The sequence below is a fragment of the Flavobacterium chryseum genome (assembly GCF_004362015.1).
Taxonomy (GTDB): Bacteria; Bacteroidota; Bacteroidia; order Flavobacteriales; family Flavobacteriaceae; genus Flavobacterium.
This window is the reverse complement of sequence record NZ_SNWW01000005.1, coordinates 282,332-305,724: the sequence shown is the minus strand read 5'-3', so window position 1 is coordinate 305,724 and position 23,393 is coordinate 282,332. Positions and strand designations below refer to the sequence as shown.

18 protein-coding genes are annotated in these 23,393 nt (G+C 35.0%); 3 read left to right on the top strand and 15 right to left on the bottom strand.

Annotation, left to right across the window (positions count from 1 at the left end; translation table 11 throughout):
• Positions 1–224 precede the first annotated feature (224 nt).
• The gene (locus tag EV143_RS11990) at positions 225–719 is read left to right on the top strand and encodes a metallophosphoesterase family protein (RefSeq protein ID WP_133508173.1); all 495 of its coding nucleotides are present in this window, start codon (positions 225–227) and stop codon (positions 717–719) included.
• 4 nt (positions 720–723) lie between these two features.
• Here EV143_RS11990 and EV143_RS11985 read toward each other — a convergent pair whose 3' ends face one another.
• From EV143_RS11985 to EV143_RS11975, 3 genes are all read right to left on the bottom strand, one after another.
• Positions 724–1,641 carry a sensor histidine kinase gene (locus EV143_RS11985; protein ID WP_133508172.1) on the bottom strand — a complete coding sequence of 306 codons (918 nt, stop codon included), beginning with the start codon at positions 1,639–1,641 and terminating at the stop codon, positions 724–726.
• A 24-nt stretch (positions 1,642–1,665) separates the two neighbouring features.
• Positions 1,666–2,328 carry a response regulator gene (locus tag EV143_RS11980; RefSeq protein WP_133508171.1) on the bottom strand — a complete coding sequence of 221 codons (663 nt, stop codon included), beginning with the start codon at positions 2,326–2,328 and terminating at the stop codon, positions 1,666–1,668.
• Positions 2,329–2,484: 156 nt separating this feature from the next.
• Entirely contained in the window at positions 2,485–2,901 is a 417-nt protein-coding gene (locus tag EV143_RS11975; protein WP_133508170.1) for a DUF4293 domain-containing protein, read from the bottom strand.
• 183 nt (positions 2,902–3,084) lie between these two features.
• Between EV143_RS11975 and rho the strand changes: the two genes are divergently transcribed.
• Positions 3,085–4,926: a transcription termination factor Rho gene (gene rho / locus EV143_RS11970; protein WP_133508169.1), complete on the top strand. Its 1,842-nt coding sequence runs from the start codon at positions 3,085–3,087 to the stop codon at positions 4,924–4,926.
• A gap of 189 nt (positions 4,927–5,115) precedes the next feature.
• On the opposite strand, the gene EV143_RS11965 is transcribed toward rho, so the two are convergent.
• From EV143_RS11965 to EV143_RS11950, 4 genes are all read right to left on the bottom strand, one after another.
• Entirely contained in the window at positions 5,116–6,132 is a 1,017-nt protein-coding gene (locus EV143_RS11965) for a M28 family peptidase (protein ID WP_133508168.1), read from the bottom strand.
• A 9-nt stretch (positions 6,133–6,141) separates the two neighbouring features.
• Positions 6,142–7,113: a DUF3667 domain-containing protein gene (locus tag EV143_RS11960; RefSeq protein ID WP_133508167.1), complete on the bottom strand. Its 972-nt coding sequence runs from the start codon at positions 7,111–7,113 to the stop codon at positions 6,142–6,144.
• A 124-nt stretch (positions 7,114–7,237) separates the two neighbouring features.
• Complete coding sequence (locus EV143_RS11955; protein ID WP_133508166.1) at positions 7,238–8,011, bottom strand: dienelactone hydrolase family protein; 774 nt, start codon at positions 8,009–8,011, stop codon at positions 7,238–7,240.
• 108 nt (positions 8,012–8,119) lie between these two features.
• Complete coding sequence (locus tag EV143_RS11950; protein ID WP_133508165.1) at positions 8,120–8,572, bottom strand: Lrp/AsnC family transcriptional regulator; 453 nt, start codon at positions 8,570–8,572, stop codon at positions 8,120–8,122.
• A 190-nt stretch (positions 8,573–8,762) separates the two neighbouring features.
• Between EV143_RS11950 and rocD the strand changes: the two genes are divergently transcribed.
• Positions 8,763–10,016, top strand: a complete 1,254-nt coding sequence (gene rocD / locus EV143_RS11945) for an ornithine--oxo-acid transaminase (protein WP_133508164.1) — start codon at positions 8,763–8,765, stop codon at positions 10,014–10,016.
• 142 nt (positions 10,017–10,158) lie between these two features.
• Here rocD and cysK read toward each other — a convergent pair whose 3' ends face one another.
• The 8 genes from cysK to EV143_RS11905 form a co-directional block, all read right to left on the bottom strand.
• Entirely contained in the window at positions 10,159–11,079 is a 921-nt protein-coding gene (gene cysK, locus EV143_RS11940; RefSeq protein WP_133508163.1) for a cysteine synthase A, read from the bottom strand.
• Between the two features lie 300 nt (positions 11,080–11,379).
• Positions 11,380–12,366 (bottom strand): YeiH family protein, encoded by a 987-nt coding sequence (locus EV143_RS11935; RefSeq protein ID WP_243739851.1) that lies wholly within the window; start codon positions 12,364–12,366, stop codon positions 11,380–11,382.
• A 445-nt stretch (positions 12,367–12,811) separates the two neighbouring features.
• Positions 12,812–13,525 (bottom strand): thioredoxin domain-containing protein, encoded by a 714-nt coding sequence (locus tag EV143_RS11930; protein WP_133508162.1) that lies wholly within the window; start codon positions 13,523–13,525, stop codon positions 12,812–12,814.
• A gap of 89 nt (positions 13,526–13,614) precedes the next feature.
• On the bottom strand, positions 13,615–14,682 hold the full coding sequence (locus EV143_RS11925; protein ID WP_133508161.1) for a sterol desaturase family protein: 1,068 nt from the start codon (positions 14,680–14,682) through the stop codon (positions 13,615–13,617).
• Positions 14,683–15,014: 332 nt separating this feature from the next.
• Positions 15,015–16,934: an arylsulfatase gene (locus tag EV143_RS11920; protein ID WP_133508160.1), complete on the bottom strand. Its 1,920-nt coding sequence runs from the start codon at positions 16,932–16,934 to the stop codon at positions 15,015–15,017.
• Between the two features lie 25 nt (positions 16,935–16,959).
• The gene (locus EV143_RS11915) at positions 16,960–18,528 is read right to left on the bottom strand and encodes an arylsulfatase (RefSeq protein WP_133508159.1); all 1,569 of its coding nucleotides are present in this window, start codon (positions 18,526–18,528) and stop codon (positions 16,960–16,962) included.
• A 25-nt stretch (positions 18,529–18,553) separates the two neighbouring features.
• The gene (locus EV143_RS11910) at positions 18,554–20,029 is read right to left on the bottom strand and encodes a RagB/SusD family nutrient uptake outer membrane protein (protein WP_133508158.1); all 1,476 of its coding nucleotides are present in this window, start codon (positions 20,027–20,029) and stop codon (positions 18,554–18,556) included.
• A gap of 16 nt (positions 20,030–20,045) precedes the next feature.
• On the bottom strand, positions 20,046–23,171 hold the full coding sequence (locus tag EV143_RS11905; protein ID WP_133508157.1) for a SusC/RagA family TonB-linked outer membrane protein: 3,126 nt from the start codon (positions 23,169–23,171) through the stop codon (positions 20,046–20,048).
• Positions 23,172–23,393: the final 222 nt, after the last annotated feature.

Sequence of the window (23,393 nt, the reverse complement as noted above, 5' to 3'; positions counted from 1 at the left end):
TCGTAATAAATAAGAATACCTAACAGGTTTTAAAAACCTGTTAGGATACAAATCCGATTTGCGAAAGCAATCGGATTTTTTTATGTTCAAAAGAAAATAAAGTTCAAGAGAAGCACTGCGCCTCTAAAGAAAAACCTTAGAACCTTAGTCCCTCAAAATCTTAGCACCTTTAAAAAAAACCTTTGTACCTTTGCACCTCTGAACCTTTGCCTCTCAAAAAAAGAATGAAAAAAATCCTCCTCCTTTCCGACACTCACAGTCATATCGATGATACTATTTTAAAATATGTAAATCAGGCTGATGAAGTTTGGCATGCGGGCGATATTGGTGATTTGAATGTTACTGACACTATAAAAAAGCTAAAACCTTTGCGTTGTGTTTATGGCAATATAGATGATGCACAAGCGAGATTAGAATTTCCGTTGCACAACAGGTTTTTATGCGAAAATGTTTCTGTTTGGATAACGCACATTGGAGGTTATCCCGGAAAATACAATCCAGCGATAAGAGAAGAAATGGCGGCAAATCCACCTAAATTATTCATTTGTGGACATTCTCATATTCTGAAAGTAATCTTTGATAAAAAAAATAATCTCTTGCACATGAATCCGGGCGCAGCAGGAAAAAGCGGATTCCATCAAATGCGAACCATGTTGCGATTTGTGATTGATGATGATAAAATAAAAGATTTAGAGATTATCGAAATCGGCAAGAAATAAGATTTTAATGTATTACGGGTATTTTTATTTTAATTGAAGTTCCTTCATTAACTTTCGAAGTAATGGAAATGCTTCCTTTGTATTTTTTAATTCGGGCCCTAATTCGGTTAAGGCCAAAACCTTCAACATCCTTTAGTTTTGGCGTTTTAAATCCTTTTCCGTTATCATGAATAATAATGATTAACAGATTTTGATTTTCGTCTAATGAAATTTGAGCTTTAGTTGCACCGCTATGTTTTATAATGTTGCTAAATAATTCAGCAACAATAAAATAAATCTTCATTTCGATTTTTTCACTATATCTTATTTCCGGAGCAAGTGAACTTGAAAATTCAAAATGCAGTCTCGAATTCGAGTTTTTTTCGCATAAATCTTCTAATGCATGTACCAAACCAAAACGAACCAAAAGTGCCGGAATTAATTCATGCGACATATCGCGCAAACGGTCGTGAGCATCTTCCAGAATAGATTTTGCTTTAAGAAGTTCTTCTGATTGTATGTTGTTCTGAACTGAAAATGTATTTAAATGTAAACCAACAGATGACAATAAAGAATTGATGTTGTCATGCAAAAAGGCTGCAATTTTTTTTCTTTCATTTTCCTGGGCATCAATACTGGCATTAATGATATCCAGTTGTATTTTTTGTCGAATCTCTTTTCTTTTGTTTTTCTGTTTGAGTTTGTTATTCTCATAAACGAAATAAAATAAAACCAGAAGCATTATGAAGAGAATAATAAATAAGCTTACTATTTTTTTGTTTGTAGATTTTTCAAGTTCTAATAAGTGTTTGTCTTTATCAATTGATTTTTTAGACTCGGAACTATTTATTTCTTTTGTAAGTGATTTTTCCTGACTTAAAACAGAAGGATTGCTGTATATCAGAAAGAAAATAAGCACGATGAAAACTCTAAAAACAGACATAATTAAAAGTAATTAATGATACAATTATGGATTAATCAGATTGTTTTTTAAGGCGTATTTTACAAGACCAATCACATTTTTGGTTTTTAGTTTTTTCATTATATTTTTCCGATGCGTTTCAACCGTATTTAAACTAATAAAAAGCTGTTCACTAATTTCTTTCCCACTGTATTCCAATGATATCAAGGTGATAATTTCGAGTTCACGTTCACTTAAAACCTGATTTTCGGTAAAAGAACTTTTGTTTAATTTTGGATTATTTTGGGTAAAACTCGCAAATATTTTTTCTCTGACATGTTTGTCAAAGTACTCTTCATCTCTTTTTACAGCTTCGATAGCTTCGATAATATTTTCTCCCGCGCTTTTTTTGGTCAGATACCCTTTTGCTCCCAGTTTCATTACTTCTTTAATGATTTTTAGATCATCATAACTGGAAAGAATAATGACCTTGCAGGGAAATCCTTTTTCATTGAATTCTTTTAAAACTTCAATTCCATCTTTGTTAGGCATACTAATATCCAGTAATAAAATATCAGTCTTATTTTCAACGACATCATTATAAATAGTTGTTCCGTCCAATGAATTACCAACCACTTCAAAGTCAGAAACCGTGCGAAGTAAATTAGTAAGTCCATCAATAAGTACCTGATGATCATCAGCAAGATGTATCCTTATTTTGTGTGTCATGATTGTTTTTGAATCAGGCATCAAATTTATGAAAAAATTATCTTACAAAATCGCTTTTATTCCTTTGTTTTAAGACAGGTAGAAAAATAGCAGATACAAAAAAACCCGAATTAAAAATTCGGGTTCTCTTCGCACAAAAAATTTAAATTTATAGGTCTATCTCAAACGGTCTACAGATTTTACGAGATCTTCATCCTTTTTGATGGCCTTATTAGCTAACACTAATAATACGATAGCAACAATAGGCAGAAACATCCCAATACCTTTCTCTGATACAATTGTAGTTGTATCTCCAGATAAATTTAGAGATCGATATACAAATAAGCCTAATAAAATCAAATTTAATATTATGTTCAGTCTGCCCATTACAAACTGATTTTGTCTTTTTTTGTATGAAATAATACTAATAATAGTAAGCATCGTGCTTAAACCTAAAAGTATAGTGTAAACCTGGTCCTGCATAAAAAAGAATTCCTTTCCGCTATTTAATGTCCAAAGCGGAATAAAAAAGAGTAGAACTCCTGTTATTAAAAAGGTCAGAATTAAATATACGGTTTGAATTCGTTGTATCATGTTGCAAAATTGTTTTACAAAAATATATTTTCTTTTTTATAAATACTATTGTATGATAAAATTTTATTCGTATTATTGCATCATAATACCGTAAGCACTTCATACTGCGGTCAATTGAAAACAATTATCTACCTATTCTTTTTACAGTATTTCCTTTAAAATAATTAAATTCATAGAATATTCATGTTTGATATTTCTGCATTAAAAGAAATGAAGCTTTCTGAGCTTCAAGAAATAGCTAAGTTAGCTAAAACTATAAAGTTTAATGGCGTTAAAAAAGAGACTTTAATAAGTCAGATTTTAGCACATCAAGAAGCGACTGTAGCGCCGCCTGTTAATGCTGTTGCCGAAACGAATGATGATGACAAACCCAAAAGAGCCCGAATAGTTCCTGCAAAAAAAGCAGCCATTTCAAAAAATGCTCCGGTTTTAGAATTTGATACCGTAGAAGAAACACCTAAAAAAATGGAAACTCCTGTAGTTTCTAAACCAAATACAAAAGCACAGCAAAATTCAAAAATTCAGCCGGCTCTAAAAGTTGAAGAAAATGCTGAAAATAGTGAAGTAGAGAAAAAAGGACCAAAAATCGTAAAATTTAATAAATCAGCCTACGATAAAAAAGTCGCTTTGCAAAAAGAAAAAGAGGTTGTAAAAGAAGCAGTTTCTGAAGACCAAACAGAAACAGAGACAGAAGCTTCGGCTCCAACAGCTGAAAAAACAGAACAAACTGCTCCTGTAAAAAAGATAAATCCAAATCAGGTTAAAAACCAGAATGCAAATCCAAACCAAAACCCGAATCAGAATCCAAATCAAAACGGGAATGGAAATGTAAACGGAAATACAAATAACGGCAACCAAAATCCAAATCATAAAAATAAAAAGAGCAATTTCAGAGATTCAGATTTTGAATTTGACGGAATTATCGAAAGTGAAGGTGTTCTTGAAATGATGCCTGACGGATACGGATTTTTACGTTCATCAGATTATAATTATTTAGCCTCTCCAGATGATATTTATTTATCAACATCACAAATCAGATTATTCGGTCTTAAAACCGGAGACACTGTAAAAGGAGTGGTTCGTCCTCCAAAAGAAGGCGAGAAATTTTTCCCTTTAGTTCGTGTTCTTAAAATTAATGGTCACGATCCGCAAGTAGTTCGCGACAGAGTTTCTTTTGAACACTTGACCCCGGTTTTTCCTTCTGAAAAATTTAAATTAGCCGAAAAAGGCAGCTCAGTTTCAACTCGTATTATCGATTTATTTTCTCCAATAGGAAAAGGACAGCGTGGTATGATAGTCGCACAACCAAAAACCGGTAAAACAATGTTGTTAAAAGACATTGCCAATGCGATTGCAGCCAACCATCCTGAAGTTTATCTGATTGTACTTTTGATTGATGAGCGTCCTGAAGAGGTTACAGATATGCAACGTAGCGTGCGTGGAGAAGTTATTGCTTCGACTTTTGACAGAGAACCACAAGAACACGTAAAAATTGCGAATATTGTTCTTGAAAAAGCAAAACGTTTAGTAGAATGCGGACATGATGTTGTAATCTTATTAGATTCGATTACTCGTTTAGCAAGAGCTTACAATACCGTTCAGCCGGCATCTGGAAAAGTTTTAAGTGGTGGTGTTGATGCTAACGCATTGCAAAAACCAAAACGCTTTTTTGGAGCTGCTAGAAATGTAGAAAACGGAGGTTCGTTAAGTATCATCGCAACTGCATTGACAGAAACAGGTTCTAAAATGGATGAGGTTATCTTTGAAGAATTTAAAGGAACCGGTAACATGGAACTTCAATTGGATCGTAAAATTGCCAACAAACGTATTTTTCCGGCAATCGATCTTACATCATCAAGCACACGTCGCGACGATTTATTATTAGATGAAAAAACATTACAAAGAATGTGGATCATGCGTAAATATCTATCTGATATGAACCCTGTAGAATCTATGGATTTTGTAAACGAACGTTTCAAGAAAACTAAGAATAATGAAGAGTTTTTGATTTCTATGAATGACTAAGAAAGTTGCAAAGGCTTAGAGGTTCAAAGTTGCAAAGGTTTCTAATCTGTGAGATTAAATTATAAAAACAAAAAAGGATGAGTTTATTAAACTCATCCTTTTTTGTTTTATCGTAGAAACTTAGAATTTAAGCACTTTTAAAAACCTCTGAACCTTTGCAGCTTTGAGCCTTTGTACCTAAAAATAACCTTATTTTTTATCAACTACCGGTCTATTCTCTCTATTGGCTAAATCCCAGGCGATAACAAAAGCAAGTTGTGCTCTTTTAGTTAAAGCATCGTATTCGATTTTTTGAGGTTCGTCGCCTTTTCCGTGGTAATCTTCGTGAACTCCGTTAAAAAGAAAAACTGCAGGAATTCCATGTTTTGCGAAGTTATAATGATCAGAACGCTCGTAGAAATGGTTAGGATCTTTAGGATCATTAAATTTAAAATCTAAATCTAATTTGGTGTATTTTTCGTTTTGAGCAACAACAACATTATGTAAATCTGAAGATAATCTGTCAGCACCAATTACGTATACATAATTGTTTGTTTTTGCATGCTCTACATCACGACGGCCAATCATATCGATGTTGATATCAGTAATCGTGTTTGCAATAGGAAATAACGGATTTTCAGAATAATAACGAGAACCGTGTAAACCGTGCTCTTCACCAGTAACATGAAGGAATAAAATAGAACGTTTTGGTCCGTGTCCGTCTTTTTTAGCTTTTGCAAATGCTTTTGCAATTTCCATAACAGCCACTGTGCCAGAACCATCATCATCAGCTCCGTTGTAAATCTCTCCATTTTTAATTCCAACGTGATCGTAATGCGCTGAAATAACAAGAACTTCATCCGGTTTTTCAGAACCTTCAATGTAGGCCCAGATGTTTTCAGAATCCGGTAAGTTTTCATTTCGCTTTGCATTCAAAAAGGCTGCAGGAACAGTTTGATAATAATCTTTTGCACCTTTAGGAAACGAAATATTGTTTTTTTTGTATTGCTCGATCATATAAAGACCCGCTTTTTTCTGTCCTTTTGAGCCAGTTTCGCGACCTTCCATTTCATCAGAAGCAACAATATATAACATTGTTTTTAAATCTTTTTCGGTAATGGCATTAACATATTTGGTTGGATCTGAATTGTCTTTAGATACAACCGACTGCGCATTTTTACAAGAAAACGCAGAGGCAATTAATAATAGAAATAAGGTTTTTTTCATTTTTTATGTTTAGTGTAAATTAATGAATATGTAAAATACATAAATAGTAAGTAAAAATAGAATAAAAAAGGAGTTTATCCAGAATAACAGCACACTTTTAACAAATGAAACAAACCTTGATTCTCCGTAAAAACGATGATGCGCAGGATAAAAATAGTAGCACATCCAGATTATTCCAATAAAATTTGTAATGTCAGAAATGAAAGCTATTGGACTGTTTTCTCCAAATAATCCAATTACTTTATTGATAATAAATAAGATAAGAAATATCAAAAGTAAAAATGAAAAATAATGGAGCGTAAAAATACCATGATCAAAGTAATACCATTTCTTTTTATCATGAAAAAGCCATAAAAAAAAGGCGAAAAGCGGCATTATGATAAAAAGGATTTTAGGAATATTATGAGTAAAAGAATCAACGAATTTTATGATAATTTCCTTTATAGTATTGTGTTCAGTAACATGTATAACCTTTTCATAAGACCAGTATTCAAATTCAGAAAGTTTTTCTTTTTCGGTACCATATTTCTGAATAGAGTCGATCTCTTTCATTGGTTTCAGTTCAAAATGTCTGTTGCCATTAAAAGTCTTGACATTTACTTTAGAATTTTTCTCGAGTTTTGTTGAAACTCCTTTTCCACTTTTGTCAAGATTTTCAGCTACTTTACTGGGAAACAAAGCGATCATTAAAAAAGTAATAAAACTGATAAAAATATAAAGACGAACAGGAGCAAGGTAGGATAATCTTTTTCCGGAAAGATATTCTTTTGTTAGCGTTGCAGGTTTAAAAAGCAGGTTGCGGATTGTTTTCCAGAATGCATTTTCGTAATGCGTTAAATCTTCAAAAAAATGAATAAATAAATGATGAAATGTTTTTCTCGAATCTGTGTTTTCCTGCCCGCAATTTGGACAAAACTTCTGTTCTACAACGTGCCTGCAATTTAAACACGTTTTATCTTTTCTAATTGGACTATGTGACATTGATTATTTGGTTGGTTTTGATTTGGTTTTGGTTGTTATATGTTTTTTTGCCACGAATTTCACAAATTTTCACGAATTCATTGATATTAAAAATCCGTGTCACCTGCGTGCCATCGCGCCAGTATTATTTTTTTAGAACTTCATTCAGGAATAGCAGTAAATGATCAAAAGATCTTTTTGCCGCAACCGGATTATATGCTGCTCCTTTAGAATTGTCATTTCCGGCTTCAGGATTTGTAAAAGAGTGAACAGCATTTGCATAATAAATCATTTGCCAATCGGCTTTTGAGTCACGCATTTCTTGTTGAAAAGCAGTGATTTCCTCTTTAGATTCATACGGATCATCTGCACCATGACAAACTAAAACTTTGGCAGTAATAGGTTCAACGGCTCTTGCGGCATCTTTACCTAAACCACCGTGAAAAGAAGCCACTCCTTTTACATTCAAATGCGCGCGTGCAGCTTCCAGAACTCCCGTTCCTCCAAAACAATATCCAATTGCTACAATATTATCTGCATTTGCGCCGGATTTGATTAATTCCTGCAAAGCCAAATTGATTCTTTTATGATAATCAGCAACATTTGTCTTGTAATAACCAGACAGTTTTCCAGCCTCAGTTGTGTTTTTCGGATAGTTTCCTTCGCCATAAATATCAGCGATAAAAACAGTATAACCCAGTTTTGATAAGTTTTCGGCAATTTGTTTAGACGCATTGTCAATTCCCAACCAGGCCGGTAAAAGTAATATTCCCGGATTTTGACTGCTTTTTTTAGCAGCTATTATAGACAAACCATTTAATACCTGAGTGCCGTCAGCGTATTTTACAGGTTTTAATTGTGCGCTTATAGTGTTAGAAAACAGTATGGTAGCAAAAATAATAAGGGCTGAATTTTTCATTGTTTTACAATTTTTAACAAATATCAGAAATATTATGGTACAAAAAAACCTCAGAAGAATTTTCTTTTGAGGTTTATTATCAGGAAATTAACTGATCAGGTTTTTACCTTATAAAGATATGTTTCTTTTAAAAGCACATCCCAATTCTATCATCGAATCTGTCTTGGCAATTCCGGGAATATTATCAATTTGCTCGTATAATATTTTACGCATGTGTTCGTGGTTTTTTGCCGTTATTTTCAGGTAAAGTGTATATGATCCTGTAACAAAATAACATTCTGTTACTTCTGGTATTTGTTTTAAAGCTTCAATAACACCTTCTGAATCAGAATCTTTATTCAATGTAATTCCTGTAAAAGAAGCCCAATCGTAACCAATTTGTTTTTCGTCTAAAATAGGTTTAATACCCGTTATTATACCTTGTTCAAACAGGCGATTAATACGTTGGTGCACCATTGTATTTGATATTTTTAAATTAGTAGCGATTGTTGAGTAAGCAACCCTTCCGTCTTTCTCTAATTCTTTGATAATTTTTACGTCAAATTCATCTAAAATATCCATGCGATCTTTTTTAATTTATGTAAAGATAAAAATAAGTCTGATTTGATGTTTTTCTTCGGATATAAAAATGACTTTTATTTGTTTAAAAATAAGCAATTTGATTTTATTAGTCTGTTTTAGAGTTAAAAATATTAATTTATTGCCTGTAAATAAATAATTTTTATATTTTTGTGTTCATAAAGGAAATATCATGGCACATACACAAGAAATACTTTCGTCAAAATCAGAAGTTTTGATCGAAAAAGAGAATAAATACGGAGCTCATAATTACCATCCGCTTCCGGTCGTACTGGAAAGAGGAGAAGGTGTGTATGTCTGGGATGTTGACGGAAAAAAATATTATGATTTTTTATCTGCTTATTCTGCAGTAAATCAAGGACATTGCCATCCTAAAATTGTACAGGCAATGGTTGATCAGGCTCAAAAACTGACTTTGACTTCGAGAGCTTTTTACAATGATAAATTAGGGAATTACGAAGAATATGTAGCCAATTATTTTGGTTTTGATAAAGTATTGCCAATGAATACTGGTGCAGAAGCTGTTGAAACGGCTTTGAAACTTTGTAGAAAATGGGCGTATGAAGTAAAAGGAATTCATAAAAACCTGGCACAGATTATTGTTTGCGAGAATAATTTTCATGGAAGAACAACTACCATTATTTCTTTTTCAAATGATGAAGGAGCGCGTAAAAACTTCGGACCGTACACAGAAGGATTTATAAAAATTGAATACGATAATCTTGAAGCTCTTGAAAGAGTTTTAGAATCATCAAAAAATATAGCCGGATTTCTGGTAGAACCAATTCAGGGTGAAGCCGGAGTTTATGTTCCGTCAGAAGGATATTTGGCAAAAGCAAAAGCACTTTGCGAAAAACATAATGTGTTGTTTATTGCAGATGAAGTACAAACCGGAATTGCGCGTACAGGAAAATTATTGGCGGTTCATCATGAAAATGTTCAGCCTGATATTTTAATTTTAGGAAAAGCAATTTCTGGTGGCGTTTATCCGGTTTCGGCAGTTTTAGCGAATAACGAAATCATGAATGTGATTAAACCGGGTCAACACGGATCTACTTTTGGTGGAAATCCTGTTGCTGCAGCCGTTGCAATCGCAGCGCTTGAAGTGGTAAAAGACGAGAAATTAGCTGAAAATGCAGAGCGTTTAGGAATCATTTTAAGAAAAGGTCTAAACGAAATTGCAGAACGCAACAACTTAATTACGCTAGTTCGTGGTAAAGGTTTACTGAATGCAATTGTCATTAATTGTGGTGAAGATTCAGACTTAGCCTGGGAAATTTGCCTAAGATTCAGAGACAACGGATTATTAGCAAAACCAACGCACGGTAATAAAATTAGATTAGCGCCGCCATTAGTAATGACAGAAGAACAAATTCAGGAATGTCTTGAAATTATCGAAAAGTCATTGTACGACTTTAGAGATTAATTTTACTTATCTTTATTATAACCAAAAGGCGATTGTAATTAAACAATCGCCTTTTGGTTATAATTACTTAAAATATCAAAAAAGTAACTATTTCTTTGAGATTATAAACATGACATTTTCTGGTTTGATTAAAAATTCAAGGTTATGAAAAGAATCCAAATAATTCTTCAACAGAAAGATAGCGTTCTCCTGTATCGTAATTGAAAGTTAGAATTACAGATCCTTCCGGAATATTTTTCAGGCTTTTAGCGACACCGGCAAGCGCAGCTCCAGTTGAAACTCCGCCAAAAATGCCTTCTTCCTGCGTTAATTTTTTCGCAAAATTAAAAGCGTCATTTTTCTCCACTGTGATAATTTCATCAACATAATCTCTATTAAAAACTTCCGGAATAAATCCTGCGCCAATTCCCTGTAAAGGATGTGGAGCCGCGATTCCGCCACTTAAAACAGGCGACAACGCAGGTTCGACCGCAATAGTTTTTAGATTAGGGAAATGTTGTTTTAAAATTTTAGAAACTCCGGTAATATGTCCGCCCGTTCCAACACCAGTAATTAGATAATCAATTCCGTCCGGAAAATCGGCCAGAATTTCCTGAGCAGTTGTTCTTTCGTGAACTTCAACATTTGAAGGATTTGTAAATTGAGAAGGCAGAAAAGAATTTTTAATTGTTGAAGCTAATTCTTTCGCCTTTTCAACCGCGCCCGAAGTTCCTTTTTCTCTCGGAGTCAAAACATATTCAGCACCATAAGCTTCTATGATTTTTCTGCGTTCTACACTCATCGATTCCGGCATCACGATAATCACTTTATAGCCTTTTACTGCAGCAACTAACGAAAGTCCAATTCCGGTATTTCCAGATGTTGGTTCAATAATAATCGAATCGGGATTTAAAAGCCCTTTTTTCTCGGCATCTTCAATCATCGCCAATGCAATTCGGTCTTTGATGCTTGATCCCGGATTTGATTTTTCGAGTTTAATCCAAACTTCGTGCGATTTAAAAAGTTTGTTCAATCTAATATGAGGCGTGTTTCCTATTGTTTCTAAAATGTTTTGGTATTTCATGTTTGATATTTTTTGGTATTTTTTTAATGGAACTTCGTTTTATAATTGTTTTCTATGTGTTAAATAAACATTTGATAATACTTTATTTTTTTAGTTCTACGCCCCCCTCATTACCTATGGTTTTAATTTGAACTTACTGTATTCTACAACTCCCGTTTGGTCTGCCCATTCAAAATAATAAGCAGGAGAAATCACATCTACAGAGCGACGAAATGTAAATTGGTTAGGTCTCTGTTGACGAAAGGTTTAAAAACCTGTTGGGTTTGGTTTGCGTCAAACTTCACAGTTAGATAAAATTACTTAAAAAATTAAAAATGCAACAAACAAAGTCACAATTACATTAAATAATTGTGCAATTAAAAAAGCGTACAAAGGTTTTCTGCTATTATTTTGAAGTAAATCTTTAAAATTAGTTTCTAAACCAATACTTGTAAAAGCTAATGAAAACCAAATTCCCTGAAGGTTTTTTAAACTGTCTTTTACGCTATCCCGAACTTCAGCAGTAAGCAGGAAAGAAAAAACTAAAGAAGCGAGAATAAAACCAATTACAAATTTTGGAAAACGTTCCCAAATAACACTTAATGTTGGTTTTGATGCTACAACTTCATCAGATTTATTATGCGTGTATGTCCAATAAACAGAGATTGCAAAAGCAGCCAAACCTAATAAAACATTCTGTGAGAACTTTACAATGGTGCTGATTTTCAAAGCAGTTTCTCCAACCAAAGTTCCAGACGCAACAACAGCTCCGGAGGTATCAATACTTCCGCCAAGCCAGGCTCCCGTTACTTCTTCGGGAAAGTGGAAGTATTTAGCAATCATCGGCATAAAAATCATCATCGGAATTGCCGTTACCAAAACAATCGAAATCACATAAGACAGTTTTTTTGAATCGCCTTTTATCGCGCCCGAAGTTGCAATCGCTGCAGAAACACCACAAATAGAAACCGCACTCGAAATTATCATGGTTAATTCGTCATCGACTTTTAATTTTCGGCAAAGCCAAAAAGCAAAATACCAAACCGATAAAACGACGATCAAAGCCTGAATTAATCCTAAAGAACCTGCTTTTAAAATATCAGAGAAAATGACACTTGTTCCCAATAAAACCAATCCGATTTTTACAAAAACTTCTGTCGAAAGTGCCGCTTTAAACCATTCCGGAAGTTTAAAAAAATTACCGATTGCCAAACCAATAATAAGACTAAAAATTACCGCTTCTAAATTAATCGCTTTTACTGCTGTATTTCCTGCGATTATCAATGCAATTACGGTTAAGATGTACACTATTGGAAAAACGATTAGGAAATTTTTAACCGATTTTCCAATTAAAAAAGCACCTAACGTTCCTATTGAAATGAGATATAAAAATTGAATAAGAAGGATTTGTAAATTTCCAAGTTCAAAAACATCGTTAAATAATTCTGTTCCGTTAGACCATTTAAAAACGGGAACTTCCGGAAGGTAAATAAAAAGAGAAATTCCAATTATTATAAATCCTAAATCACGACTGTCCAGTCTTCGTGAATGGTAAATTGTTTTGTTTTGGTTGGCATTTTGATAGTTGGTTTTGTTTCCTAAAGATCTTTAACCTGTTAGGTATTACTTTAATAGTTATCTGAAAGAGTTTATAAAATTTTCTTTGAACCTAGATACCTAACAGGTTTTTAAAAACCTGTTAGGAAATGACAAACGATACGCATTTTGTACAAATCTGTGTCAAAAGGAAATATTAATTATGCGCCAAAGCTAAATCAACATCATTCTTCAAATCGCCTAAGCCATCTTTTTTGAAAACAATTTTTCCATTTTCATACAAGATCAAAGTAGGGAAGACCTTTACCGTTTTTAAATCGGCTATAACTTGCGGGCTTTCTTCCAATTCAATTTGAATGATTTTTAGTTTTTCTCCATATTGAGATCTTATATCTTCTAAAATAGGTTTTACAGTTTTACAAGTTGCACAATATTTAGAACCAATGTCTACTAAAACGTATTTATTATCGGCAATTATTTTTTTGTAATCAGCGATTGTTAATTTGCTTTTTAAATTGGTATAAAAAGGTTTTCCACCTCCAATCCAGCTTGCGATTCCACCTTCTAAAATATAAACTTCAGAGAAATTTCTTTTAGCTAAATCAGTTGATAAAAGTCCGCTTCTGTAGGCAGCAATTGAATAAATAAATACGGGCTGCGACGGATTTAATGCCGCAACATGTTTTTCATAATCTTCAGATTTTAGATTGAAATTTACAGCGCCTTCAATATGATTTAAAGCAAATTCGTCTGGACCTCTGGCGTCAATTATCTGTGGATTTTTTTGACTTTTAATTTTCGAATAAAAAGCATCCAACAAAATATTTGCACTGTTTCCTTGTGAAAATCCCACAATGGTAAAAAGTAAAATGAATGTTGTAATACTGTTTTTACGTATTTTATTTTTCATAATTTTTGGTTTTTGCATAAGTTTGGCAGTGTATTCAGGATTAATTTTGAACACACTGCCAATTCTTATTTGATTTATTTCTTCTGATTTTATACCTGCGCCGGTTCTTCGTAATAAACTGGATTTGCGGCAACAACAGTTTCTGCTTTTGGTTTCAAAGGAACTGATAAAACGCCTGCAGCCAATGCACTTCCTTCTTTTTTAGATTTGAATATTGGCCATAAAAACTGTGCATACCATTCTTCTTGTTTGTATGATTTCATTCCGTAAGATTCCGGGAATTTACGTGTAATTAAACCCGTTCCGAAGATTACATCCCAGATGAAAAACATGTTTCCGAAGTTGCCTTTAAAGTGTCCGACACCATCTCCGCTTGTATCTGCGTGATGTGCGTGGTGCGTTGCCGGAGTTGAAATTAAACGTTCTAAAACCCATGCAATTGGGTGTAAAACTTTGTATTTATAAAACGGTTTGTCCCAGGCAATACTTGAATGTGCTCCTAAAGTGATAAAACTTTTGATAACCAAAACGAACAATGCCGGAATACCTAAGCCTAAATAAGTTAAAGTTGCAGTTAAGTAAATTTGAGAAAAGAAAACCGTGTAAATAAAGTTTTGTCTTGAAGCCATTGCCATTCCCATATATGGAGCTGAATGGTGAGTTCTGTGAAAACGCCATAAAAACGGAACCTGATGGTGCAAGCGGTGGTACCAATATTGCGTTAAATCATCGGCAATTGCGATCAGGAAAAATCCTCCCCAAAACGGAACCCACGAAAGTGAATTAGCCAAATTCGGAATCAAATAAGGCAAAGCGGTTAAGCTGAAAAAAGCAATTACGGGCGGTAAAAGCAATTTTGGCGCCAAGAAACAAACGATATCAATTTTTCGTTCTTCGCCCGTCCATTCGTCATCGTATAAACCTGCGGCAAATTCGATTGCTCCCAAAACCAGCATGAAAACGATTAATCCCCAAGTTCTGATGTGTTGAAAAGCGGGTTGTGCAAATTCTAAAAACGCGGGTAATGTAATATGCGATTCGCTCACAAGATCATTCGTGAATTTGAAATAAAGGAAAATTGCCACTACAGGCAAGCTGTATATTAAAAGACTGATACTTAAGTCTTTTATTAGTTTTTCTTTTTGAACTATTGCCATGGTTTCTTATTTTAAAAATTGATTAACTAATGCTAAACCTCCGGCCAGAATAACCAGTGGTACTAAAAATACAATTGCCCCAACGACAATTTTTTTTCCGATAATTTCATAGTCTACTCGTTTCATAATTTTTCTTTTTATATTATTACTAAAGTGTTTTATTTTATAGTTGTACTGAAAATCAATAAATTGATTGGAATTGTAAATGTAAAAATTTAATATAATTAATTCTATAGATTTAGTAGAATATTATTTATGAATTTTCACAAATTTGTTACAATTTTATTTTCCTGCAAGGTTTTCATGACTTTGCAGGTTAGTTGGTTACAGTATTAATTAGTGCTTCCGGCAGGTTTATTGGCCTGACGAATTAATTCCTGAAGATTTTTACTTTTATCAGTTCCGTTATTATGAATTCTTCTGCTGAAAACATCTTGCCAGTCGATTAACGGATAAACGTTATTTTCTTTGGCTTGTTCATCAAACAATTTTTGAAGTTCGGCCAGTTTTTCCGGATATTTTTTAGCCAGATTTACACGCTCATTAAAATCTTCATTCAAATTGTATAATTCCCAAACATCAGTATCAAAATTACTTTTTACAGGAGTTTCACTTGTACCTATTGATTTTTTTAAGGTGAAAGAATCCGGAAGATGTGCTGCTGCCGCTTTCCATCCATCTTTATAAATAGCTCTGTTTCCGAAAATGTAATAGTATTGTACTTTGTGTAACGACTCCGCTTTTGCATCATTTAAAGAAGCATAGAAAGAAGAACCTTGTATTTTATCCTGCTTGATTTCACGAATTTGCTCCGGAGCTTTAAGTCCTGCGATATCCAATGTAGTTGGCAATAAATCTGTTACGTGGCTGTATTGATTTCTGATGCCGCCTTTTTCTTTGATTCCTTTTGGATAAAAAACAATCAGCGGATTACGGGTTCCGCCTTCAGAATGCGCATCTTGTTTCCAGTTTTTGAAAGGTGCATTTGTTGCCTGCGCCCAACCTAAAGGGAAGTTCGTATTTAAACCTTTTGCAGTTCCAATTTCTCCAATGTTGTTTAAGTTATCCTGAAAGTTTTTTTCATCAGAAAAGCCTCCGGCAAAAAGATTTTGATTAATTGTTCCTTGTAAAGTACCTTCTTTACTGGCTCCGTTATCGCCAATGGCAACAAAAATCAATGTGTTTTCTAATTGACCTGATGCTTTTAAATGATCGATAACTCTTCCAATTTCATGATCTGTGTAAGTAAGATATCCGGCGTAAACTTCCATAAAACGTGCATAAACTTTCTTTTGGTCCGGAGTTAGTTTTTTCCAGTCGGCAATAATTGGGTTACGTTCCGGTAAAATTGCATTCGCTGGAATTACACCTAATTTTTTCTGATTGGCTAACACTTTCTCGCGGTAAACATCCCAGCCTTCGTCAAATTTTCCTTTATATTGATCGCTCCATTTTTCTTCAACCTGATGAGGTGCGTGAACCGCTCCCGGCGCATAGTATAAAAAGAAAGGTTTGTCAGGAGCCGCTTTATGCTGCTTCGTGATATAACCAATTGCTTTATCAGTAATTTGATCTGTTAAGTGTCTTCCGTCAGGAACTACGTGCGTGTTATCTTCTACTAAATCAGGTTTGTATTGATCTGTTTGTGATCCTAAGAAACCAAAAAAGTGTTCAAAACCTTTTCCGGTTGGCCATCTGTCAAACGGACCAGCATCAGAAGCTTCTTCATCAGGAGTCAATCCGTATTTACCAACAGCAAAAGTATTATATCCTTTATCTCTTAAAATCTCCGCAATTGTTCCTTTATCTGCCGGAATTCTACCATCCCAACCCGGGAAACCTGCTGATAATACTGTGTGAGAAAATCCACTTACGTGAACTTTTCCTGAATTTCTTCCGGTTAATAAAGCTGCTCGGGTTGGCGCGCAAATTGCTGTTGTATGGAAATTGGTATAACGCAAACCGTTATTTGCCAGTTCATCAAAAGTTGGTGTTTGAATTAAACCTCCAAAAGCGCTTGAAGCTCCAAATCCTACATCATCTAATAAAATCCAGACAATGTTTGGCGCTCCCGTTGGTGCTTTTACAGGTTCTGGCCAATATTCTTTAGAATCAGCCAATGTTTTTCCAACAACACCTTTAAAATTAGGATCTTGTTCTTGCGCAAAACCGAATTGTGCGACCAGTAATGCGGTAATCAAAAGTCCCGTCTTAGGACTTTTGATTGTACTTTGGTTATTAATTTTTTTCATTTTAAATAGTTTTTAGTTAACTGTATTATTTTATTTTATTCCAATCTGCGACACCTACTTTTGCTGACCATTGCTGATGTAATTCAATTAGCGTTTGGAGTAGTTTTGGTTCTGGTTTTGCAAGATTTTTTGTTTCAGTTCTGTCTGTAGCAAGATTGTACAATTCCCAAGGCTGATTGTTTTCGGCTACTGCTTTCCACTGGCCTTTTCGTACTGCTTTGCTGCCTTCATGTTCCCAAAACAAAGCTTCATGCACATCAGATTGTTGTCCTTCAAATTCCTTTTTTAAGCTAATGCCTTCTAACGGTGTCAGACTTTTTCCTTGAAAAGAATTGGGATATTGAAAACCGGCATATTCTAAACAAGTTGGAAAAATATCAATTACATGACTTACCCGGTTACTTATTGTACCTGCCTTAATATGCTTTGGATAATAAGCAATAAAAGGTGAAGCAATACCGCCTTCGTGGGTGTTCTTTTTGAATAATTGAAAAGGCGTGTTACTCACATTTCCCCAAGGACTTTCGTAACTATCAATCGATGCAACCGAACCTGGTATTCCATTTTTTTGTGTAACATAATTCCAGTTTTTTACGTCATCGGCACTTCCGCCATTATCTGAAAGAAAAAGAATAAGGGTATTATCTTCTTCTCCCAAAGACTTGACTTTTTGAAGGATTTCTCCAATTCCAGCATCCATTCGGTCAATCATGGCGGCGTAAATTGCCATTCGGGTATCCCATTTGTCTTTTTCTTCGGGGCTTAGTTTTTCCCAATCCGGAACTTTTTCAAAACGATTTGATAAGGCCCAATTTTTATCAATAATTCCCTGTCCTTTTAATTTTTTAAAACGGCTTGCTCTCAATTTATCCCAGCCTTCTCTGTATTTGCCTTTGTATTTTGCAATATCTTCCGGCAATGCCTGAATGGGCCAATGCGGAGCATTATAAGCTACATATAGGAAAAAAGGATGTTGCTGATTTCGTTGTTTTTCTAAAGAATTAATGGCGAAATTGGTGATCTCCTGTGTCAGATAGGTAGAAGTATCCTTGCGGATAATTTCTTTATCTCCTTTCAAAAAAGTAACTTTTCTTCCGTCATTATACAAAGGTTCCGAATTAAAATAACTGCTCCCATTATTTTGTAAAGTAAAAGAATCGTCAAACCCTCGATTAACTGCCCATGCCGATGGTACTAAACCAACGTGCCATTTTCCCGAAACAATAGTATTATATCCTGCTTGTTTGAGTGCTTGCCCAATTGTGATGCAATGCTCGTTTAAATATCCTTGGTAAGCCGGAAATCCTTTGTCCTGAACCATGTCTCCCACACCCGCCTGATGGGGATACAAACCCGTTAATAATGAAGCACGGGAAGGACAGCAACGCCCCGCATTGTAAAACTGGTTTAGAATAAGCCCGTTTTTAGCGAGCTTATTCAGGTTTGGAGTTTTAATTTCTGAGCCAAAAGCACCAATATCTGAGAAACCTAAATCATCAGCCAAAATGACGATGATATTAGGTTGTTTTTTTTGAGCAAATAGCTGAAATTGTGCAACAACCAACAAGGCAAAAATGAACAGTTTTTTAATCATTTTATTTTATTTGTATGTAAGCCTTTTAATTATAACCCAGATTTTGTGGTAATCCAACCGGATCAAAATTTCTTTCGCTTTGCGGAATTGGATAAAGGTTATTTTTTTCTGAAACCGAATTTTTAGCGGTTACTTTTTTTACTTCGGTTACTAAAGTTCCCCAACGTACCAGGTCGAACCATCTTTGACCTTCCTGAACAAATTCTTTTTTGCGTTCTTCCTGAATAGCAGCTTTGAAAGCGGTTTGGTCTAATCCCACTAAATCTACAGTGGCATCCGGAGTTGTAATGGGTTTTCCAAAAGCTCTTCTTCTAACCTGATTGATTAGTTCGTAAGCTTCAGACGTTGGCGCTCCTTGTTCATTTATAGCTTCCGCTAAAGACAATAAAATATCAGCATAACGAATGATTGGAAAATTGATCGATACATTTCCAGGAGTTGCCAAATTGGTTAAGTCCAGATATTTTTTGAAGATTGGCTTCGGAAACGTATAAAGCGTTCCAGTTGTTGGGTTTAGTAATTGTTTAGCATAACTCACATCTCTTCTCGTATCTCCGGGAGCATAAATGTCATAAAACAATGCTACGTCTGAAATAATATCTGCAGGTTCTGTAGCTGTAAATCCGGTAAAAGATGTAGCTTGAAAATTATTTCCACTAGATCCGTTTCCGGCCTGATTTGGCTCAAACTGAACAGAGAAAATATGTTCTTTTCCGTTCTTTTTTGTTTTGGTAAATATGTCCTGAAAGTTTTCAAATAATGCATATCCGTAACCGCCGTTTATTACTTCTCTGGCTTTTAAAATCGTATTGGGCCAATCTTTTCTTGTCAAGTATACTTTTGTTAAAATTGCTTTTGCAGCTCCGGAAGTTGCACGGCCGGCATCGGCTGCGGTGTAAGTAGCTGGCAAGCTTTCTGCAGCTGTTAAATCAGAAATAATTTGCGTATATACTTCATCAACAGTTGCTCTTCTTGATTTTAAACTTTCTAACTGAATAGAAGTTGGTTCGTGCAAAACAATTGGAACGCCGCCCCAAAGACGAACTGCCTGAAAATAAAGCAATCCTCTTATGAATTTGGCTTCATTTATTAATCTGGTTTTAACAGTTTCAGAACCTGATACTTTCGGGATATTATCGATAGCAACATTGGCTCTGTTAATTCCGGCATAAATTTGTCTCCACGCAACCTGAACGCGGTCATTAGTGGCATCATGCGTTAAAGCGCTCATTGCCCTTACCTGCGGATTTGTTGCAGAAACTCCCGCTGCTGCATAATCAGAACCCATATCGGTTAAGAAATAAAGGTTTCTGCCAAATAAACTCTGCTCTCCCGGATCAAGGCTTAATGAGGCATAAACAGCAGTTACACTCGCAACGGCATCATCCTGGGTTTGGAAGTAATTATCTTCGGTTACAAAAGAGGTTGGTGTTACCTCTAAATCTGCGCACGATACAAATAGACCGGCACTTAAAAGGAATAGTATAATAATCTTTTTCATTTTATATTTTTTTTACTTAGAAAGTTACGTTCAGTCCCGAGATGAATGTTCTTGAGTTCGGATAAGAACCAAAATCAATTCCCGGATATAAGTTGTTTTGTTCGTATGAACTTACCTCCGGATCATATCCGGTGTATTTTGTCCATGTTACCAGATTTTCTGCAGACACATAAAATTTTACGCTTGTTGCTCCCAGTTTTTTGGAAGTACTTTTTGGTAATGTATAACCAAGCGTGATTAATTTTAATCTTACGAAAGAAGCATCTTCTACATAACGCTCAGAAACAATTCCTAACGGAGAACTTGATGCTCTCGGAACTTCATTGCTTGGGTTTGCTGGTGTCCAGCGGTCTTCTAAAGTAACATTAGCATTGGTTCCAAGTGTAGAAATTTCTAACTGCTGGTTTAAAGCGTTGAATATTTTTGCACCATAAGATCCCTGAAAAGAGAAATTCAAATCAAAATCACGATACGAAACCGTGTTGCTGAAACTTGCCACAAATTTTGGCTGAGAAGTTCCAAGATTTCCTTTGTCAAGCGCTGTAATTGCGCCGTCGCCATTAGTGTCAACATATTTTCTGTCACCCACTTTTGTGTTGGCTAAACTGTTTATTTTTGGCTGTGTATTGATTTCGTCCTGAGTCTGGAAAATTCCATTGGTTTTATATCCCCAGAAAGTTCCCAGAGGCAGACCCACTTTTACCGTTACCGGTTGTTGCTGTAATAAGGAACCATTTGGTACTACAGGAAAAAACTGGTCAACTCCATTTCCGATAGAAACTACCTTGTTTCTGTTAGCAGAAAACACAATGTTTGAGTTCCATGAAAAATGTTCTGTTTTTAGGTTTTCAGTCGTTAAACCAATTTCAAGACCTTTATTTTCCACACCTCCAATGTTTTGAAGTACACTTGCATAACCTGAAGTTAACGGCACAGGAACGCTGATTAATAAATCGTTTGTTTTTTTGTAATAAACATCAAAAACAAAATTCACTTTTCTGTCTAATAAAGATAAGTCTAAACCAACATTATATTGCGTTGTTTTTTCCCATTTCAAATCCGGATTTGCCAAACGGGTAGGAGCTAATCCTGTGTATAATGTACCTCCAAAAGAATAATTTACAGAACCCATTGAGGCCAGCGAAAGATAATTTCCAATTTCTTGGTTTCCTGTTGTCCCCGTTGTAAGTCTAAGTTTAGCTTCGGTTACACCTTTAATATTGTTAGCGAATTCTTCATCCGTAATATTCCAGGAGAAACCTGCTGAAGGGAAATAACCCCAAAGCGATTCAGCACCAAATCTTGAAGAACCATCCGCACGTGCAGAAAGCGTAAAATTATATTTCCCTCTGTAAGAATAATTTACTCTTGCAAGCCATGACTTTAAAACACTTTCAAAGGCATCGCTATACGGTTTTACCGCAACCCCATCCTGAATAGCGTTATAGGTATTAGAATCGTTTACAAAAGTGTTTGCACCTGCTGTTACCGTTTCGCCTTGTGTATATTGAAGTGTATAACCTCCTAAAGCTGAAAATTTATGATTTTCACCGAAAGTAGTATTGTAATTCAGCGTGTTTTCATTCAAAACAGAACTAACTAATCGGTCACCAATAGAAGCTAAACCTTTTGTTCCCGCACCGTTTGTTGTATTGGCAGGCGCATAATAGTTTTGTTTCGTGTTGATTACGTCTCCGCTTACCGCAACTTTAGCAGTTAATTTCTTAGTGATTTTATATTCTCCAAATAAACTCGTTAGGATTCTGTTGATTTTAGTTTCGTTGATCGTGTTTTCTAAATCGTTAATCGGATTCGGAACAAAACCATTTACAGAAGTTGCGTAGATATTATTGGTTACGTTATAACTTCCGTCAGCATTTTTAATCGGAACAACGGGCGCTGTTAATACTGCACTAACGATCGGGTTTGGAGTTCTTCCGCCATTTCCATTCGTTCCAACACCATTTGCGATTGAGTTACTATAATTAGCATTTACACCAAATTTAAAGTTTTGAGAATAGTTTTTTTCATAGTTAATACGAAGTGAGATTCTTTTAAAATCAGATCCAATAACAGTTCCTTCCTGATCAAAATATCCTGCAGAAACAGAGTAACGAGATCTTTCGTCACCACCTGAAAAAGACAACTGATGATTTTGAACCGGAGCAGCAGATCTAAAAGCAGCTGACTGCCAGTCATATCCGCCTGAAGTTTTAAAAGCCTCAATTTGTGCATCAGTAAAAGAAGGCGCCTGACCTATACTTGCCTGAACATTATTTCGTAAACTTGCCCATTGGCTGGCATTCATTAAGTGAAGTTTTTTTGAAACATCCTGAAATCCAAAATAACCCTGGTAAGAAATATTGTCATGGCCTTTTGTTCCTTTTTTAGTCGTAATAATAACAACACCATTTGATCCTCGAGAACCATAAATTGCCGTTGCAGAAGCATCTTTCAAAACCTCAATAGATTCAATATCAGCAGGATTTATGGTAGACAATACATTGATGCTTGCTCCGGCAAAAGATACTCCTGCTGAACCGTTATTATTGTCATTGTAAATTAAAATTCCGTCTAAAACATATAAAGGTTCATTACCCGCAGTTATTGAGTTTCCGCCGCGAATACGTACACTTGAAGAAGCACCCGGACGACCTGAACTTTGTGTAACTACAACTCCGGCAACAGCTCCTCTTAAAAGGTTATCTGCCGATGAAGTTACCTGAGATAAATTTGCTTTAGGTACAGAAGCGACAGAACCTGTAATGTCTTTTCTCTTTTGCGTTCCGTATCCAACAACAACTAATTCGTCCAGCTCTTGTCTTTCCTCTTTTAAGCTAATTGTAACCGGATTTTTATCTACAATTATTTCTAGTTTCTTATATCCAATATAACTTACGATTAAGGTATAAGGCAGTTTTTGACCCGTCTGAAAATAAAATTTTCCTTCTGCATCTGTTACCACGCCGTGTGTTGTTCCTTTAATATTTACAGAAGCGCCGATAATGGGTTGATTTGTAATGTCATCGACAACAGTTCCATCAAGTTTAGACTGTATAAGCGGTGTTGTATTTTGGGCATTAATCCCCGCCGTCAGGAGCAGGAGAAATAGTAATGAGTATGTTTTTAAATTTTTTTTCATTTCTTTGTACTGGTTTAAGTAATTAACAAGGCGCCCTGAGTGTTGAATTTTCAACGCTCTAATTGTTTCCTTGATTTAGTGATAAATGTTCTTTAAGCCTCGCCATTTCTGTTGCCGCAGAAATGGCTTTTTTTATTTACAGCAACAAGTTTGCATCTTTTTCATTTTAGTTTTTAGTTAATTGGTTATTTTTTTTTTTTTGGAATTATAGGTATAGTTTCA

What these genes read in the sequence shown, in the direction of transcription:
- EV143_RS11990 (WP_133508173.1), top strand. Translation starts at nt 225, where the DNA reads ATGAAAAAAATCCTCCTCCTTTCCGACACTCACAGTCATATCGATGAT.
- EV143_RS11985 (WP_133508172.1), bottom strand. Translation starts at nt 1,641, where the DNA reads ATGTCTGTTTTTAGAGTTTTCATCGTGCTTATTTTCTTTCTGATATAC.
- EV143_RS11980 (WP_133508171.1), bottom strand. Translation starts at nt 2,328, where the DNA reads ATGACACACAAAATAAGGATACATCTTGCTGATGATCATCAGGTACTT.
- EV143_RS11975 (WP_133508170.1), bottom strand. Translation starts at nt 2,901, where the DNA reads ATGATACAACGAATTCAAACCGTATATTTAATTCTGACCTTTTTAATA.
- rho (WP_133508169.1), top strand. Translation starts at nt 3,085, where the DNA reads ATGTTTGATATTTCTGCATTAAAAGAAATGAAGCTTTCTGAGCTTCAA.
- EV143_RS11965 (WP_133508168.1), bottom strand. Translation starts at nt 6,132, where the DNA reads ATGAAAAAAACCTTATTTCTATTATTAATTGCCTCTGCGTTTTCTTGT.
- EV143_RS11960 (WP_133508167.1), bottom strand. Translation starts at nt 7,113, where the DNA reads ATGTCACATAGTCCAATTAGAAAAGATAAAACGTGTTTAAATTGCAGG.
- EV143_RS11955 (WP_133508166.1), bottom strand. Translation starts at nt 8,011, where the DNA reads ATGAAAAATTCAGCCCTTATTATTTTTGCTACCATACTGTTTTCTAAC.
- EV143_RS11950 (WP_133508165.1), bottom strand. Translation starts at nt 8,572, where the DNA reads ATGGATATTTTAGATGAATTTGACGTAAAAATTATCAAAGAATTAGAG.
- rocD (WP_133508164.1), top strand. Translation starts at nt 8,763, where the DNA reads ATGGCACATACACAAGAAATACTTTCGTCAAAATCAGAAGTTTTGATC.
- cysK (WP_133508163.1), bottom strand. Translation starts at nt 11,079, where the DNA reads ATGAAATACCAAAACATTTTAGAAACAATAGGAAACACGCCTCATATT.
- EV143_RS11930 (WP_133508162.1), bottom strand. Translation starts at nt 13,525, where the DNA reads ATGAAAAATAAAATACGTAAAAACAGTATTACAACATTCATTTTACTT.
- EV143_RS11925 (WP_133508161.1), bottom strand. Translation starts at nt 14,682, where the DNA reads ATGGCAATAGTTCAAAAAGAAAAACTAATAAAAGACTTAAGTATCAGT.
- EV143_RS11920 (WP_133508160.1), bottom strand. Translation starts at nt 16,934, where the DNA reads ATGAAAAAAATTAATAACCAAAGTACAATCAAAAGTCCTAAGACGGGA.
- EV143_RS11915 (WP_133508159.1), bottom strand. Translation starts at nt 18,528, where the DNA reads ATGATTAAAAAACTGTTCATTTTTGCCTTGTTGGTTGTTGCACAATTT.
- EV143_RS11910 (WP_133508158.1), bottom strand. Translation starts at nt 20,029, where the DNA reads ATGAAAAAGATTATTATACTATTCCTTTTAAGTGCCGGTCTATTTGTA.
- EV143_RS11905 (WP_133508157.1), bottom strand. Translation starts at nt 23,171, where the DNA reads ATGAAAAAAAATTTAAAAACATACTCATTACTATTTCTCCTGCTCCTG.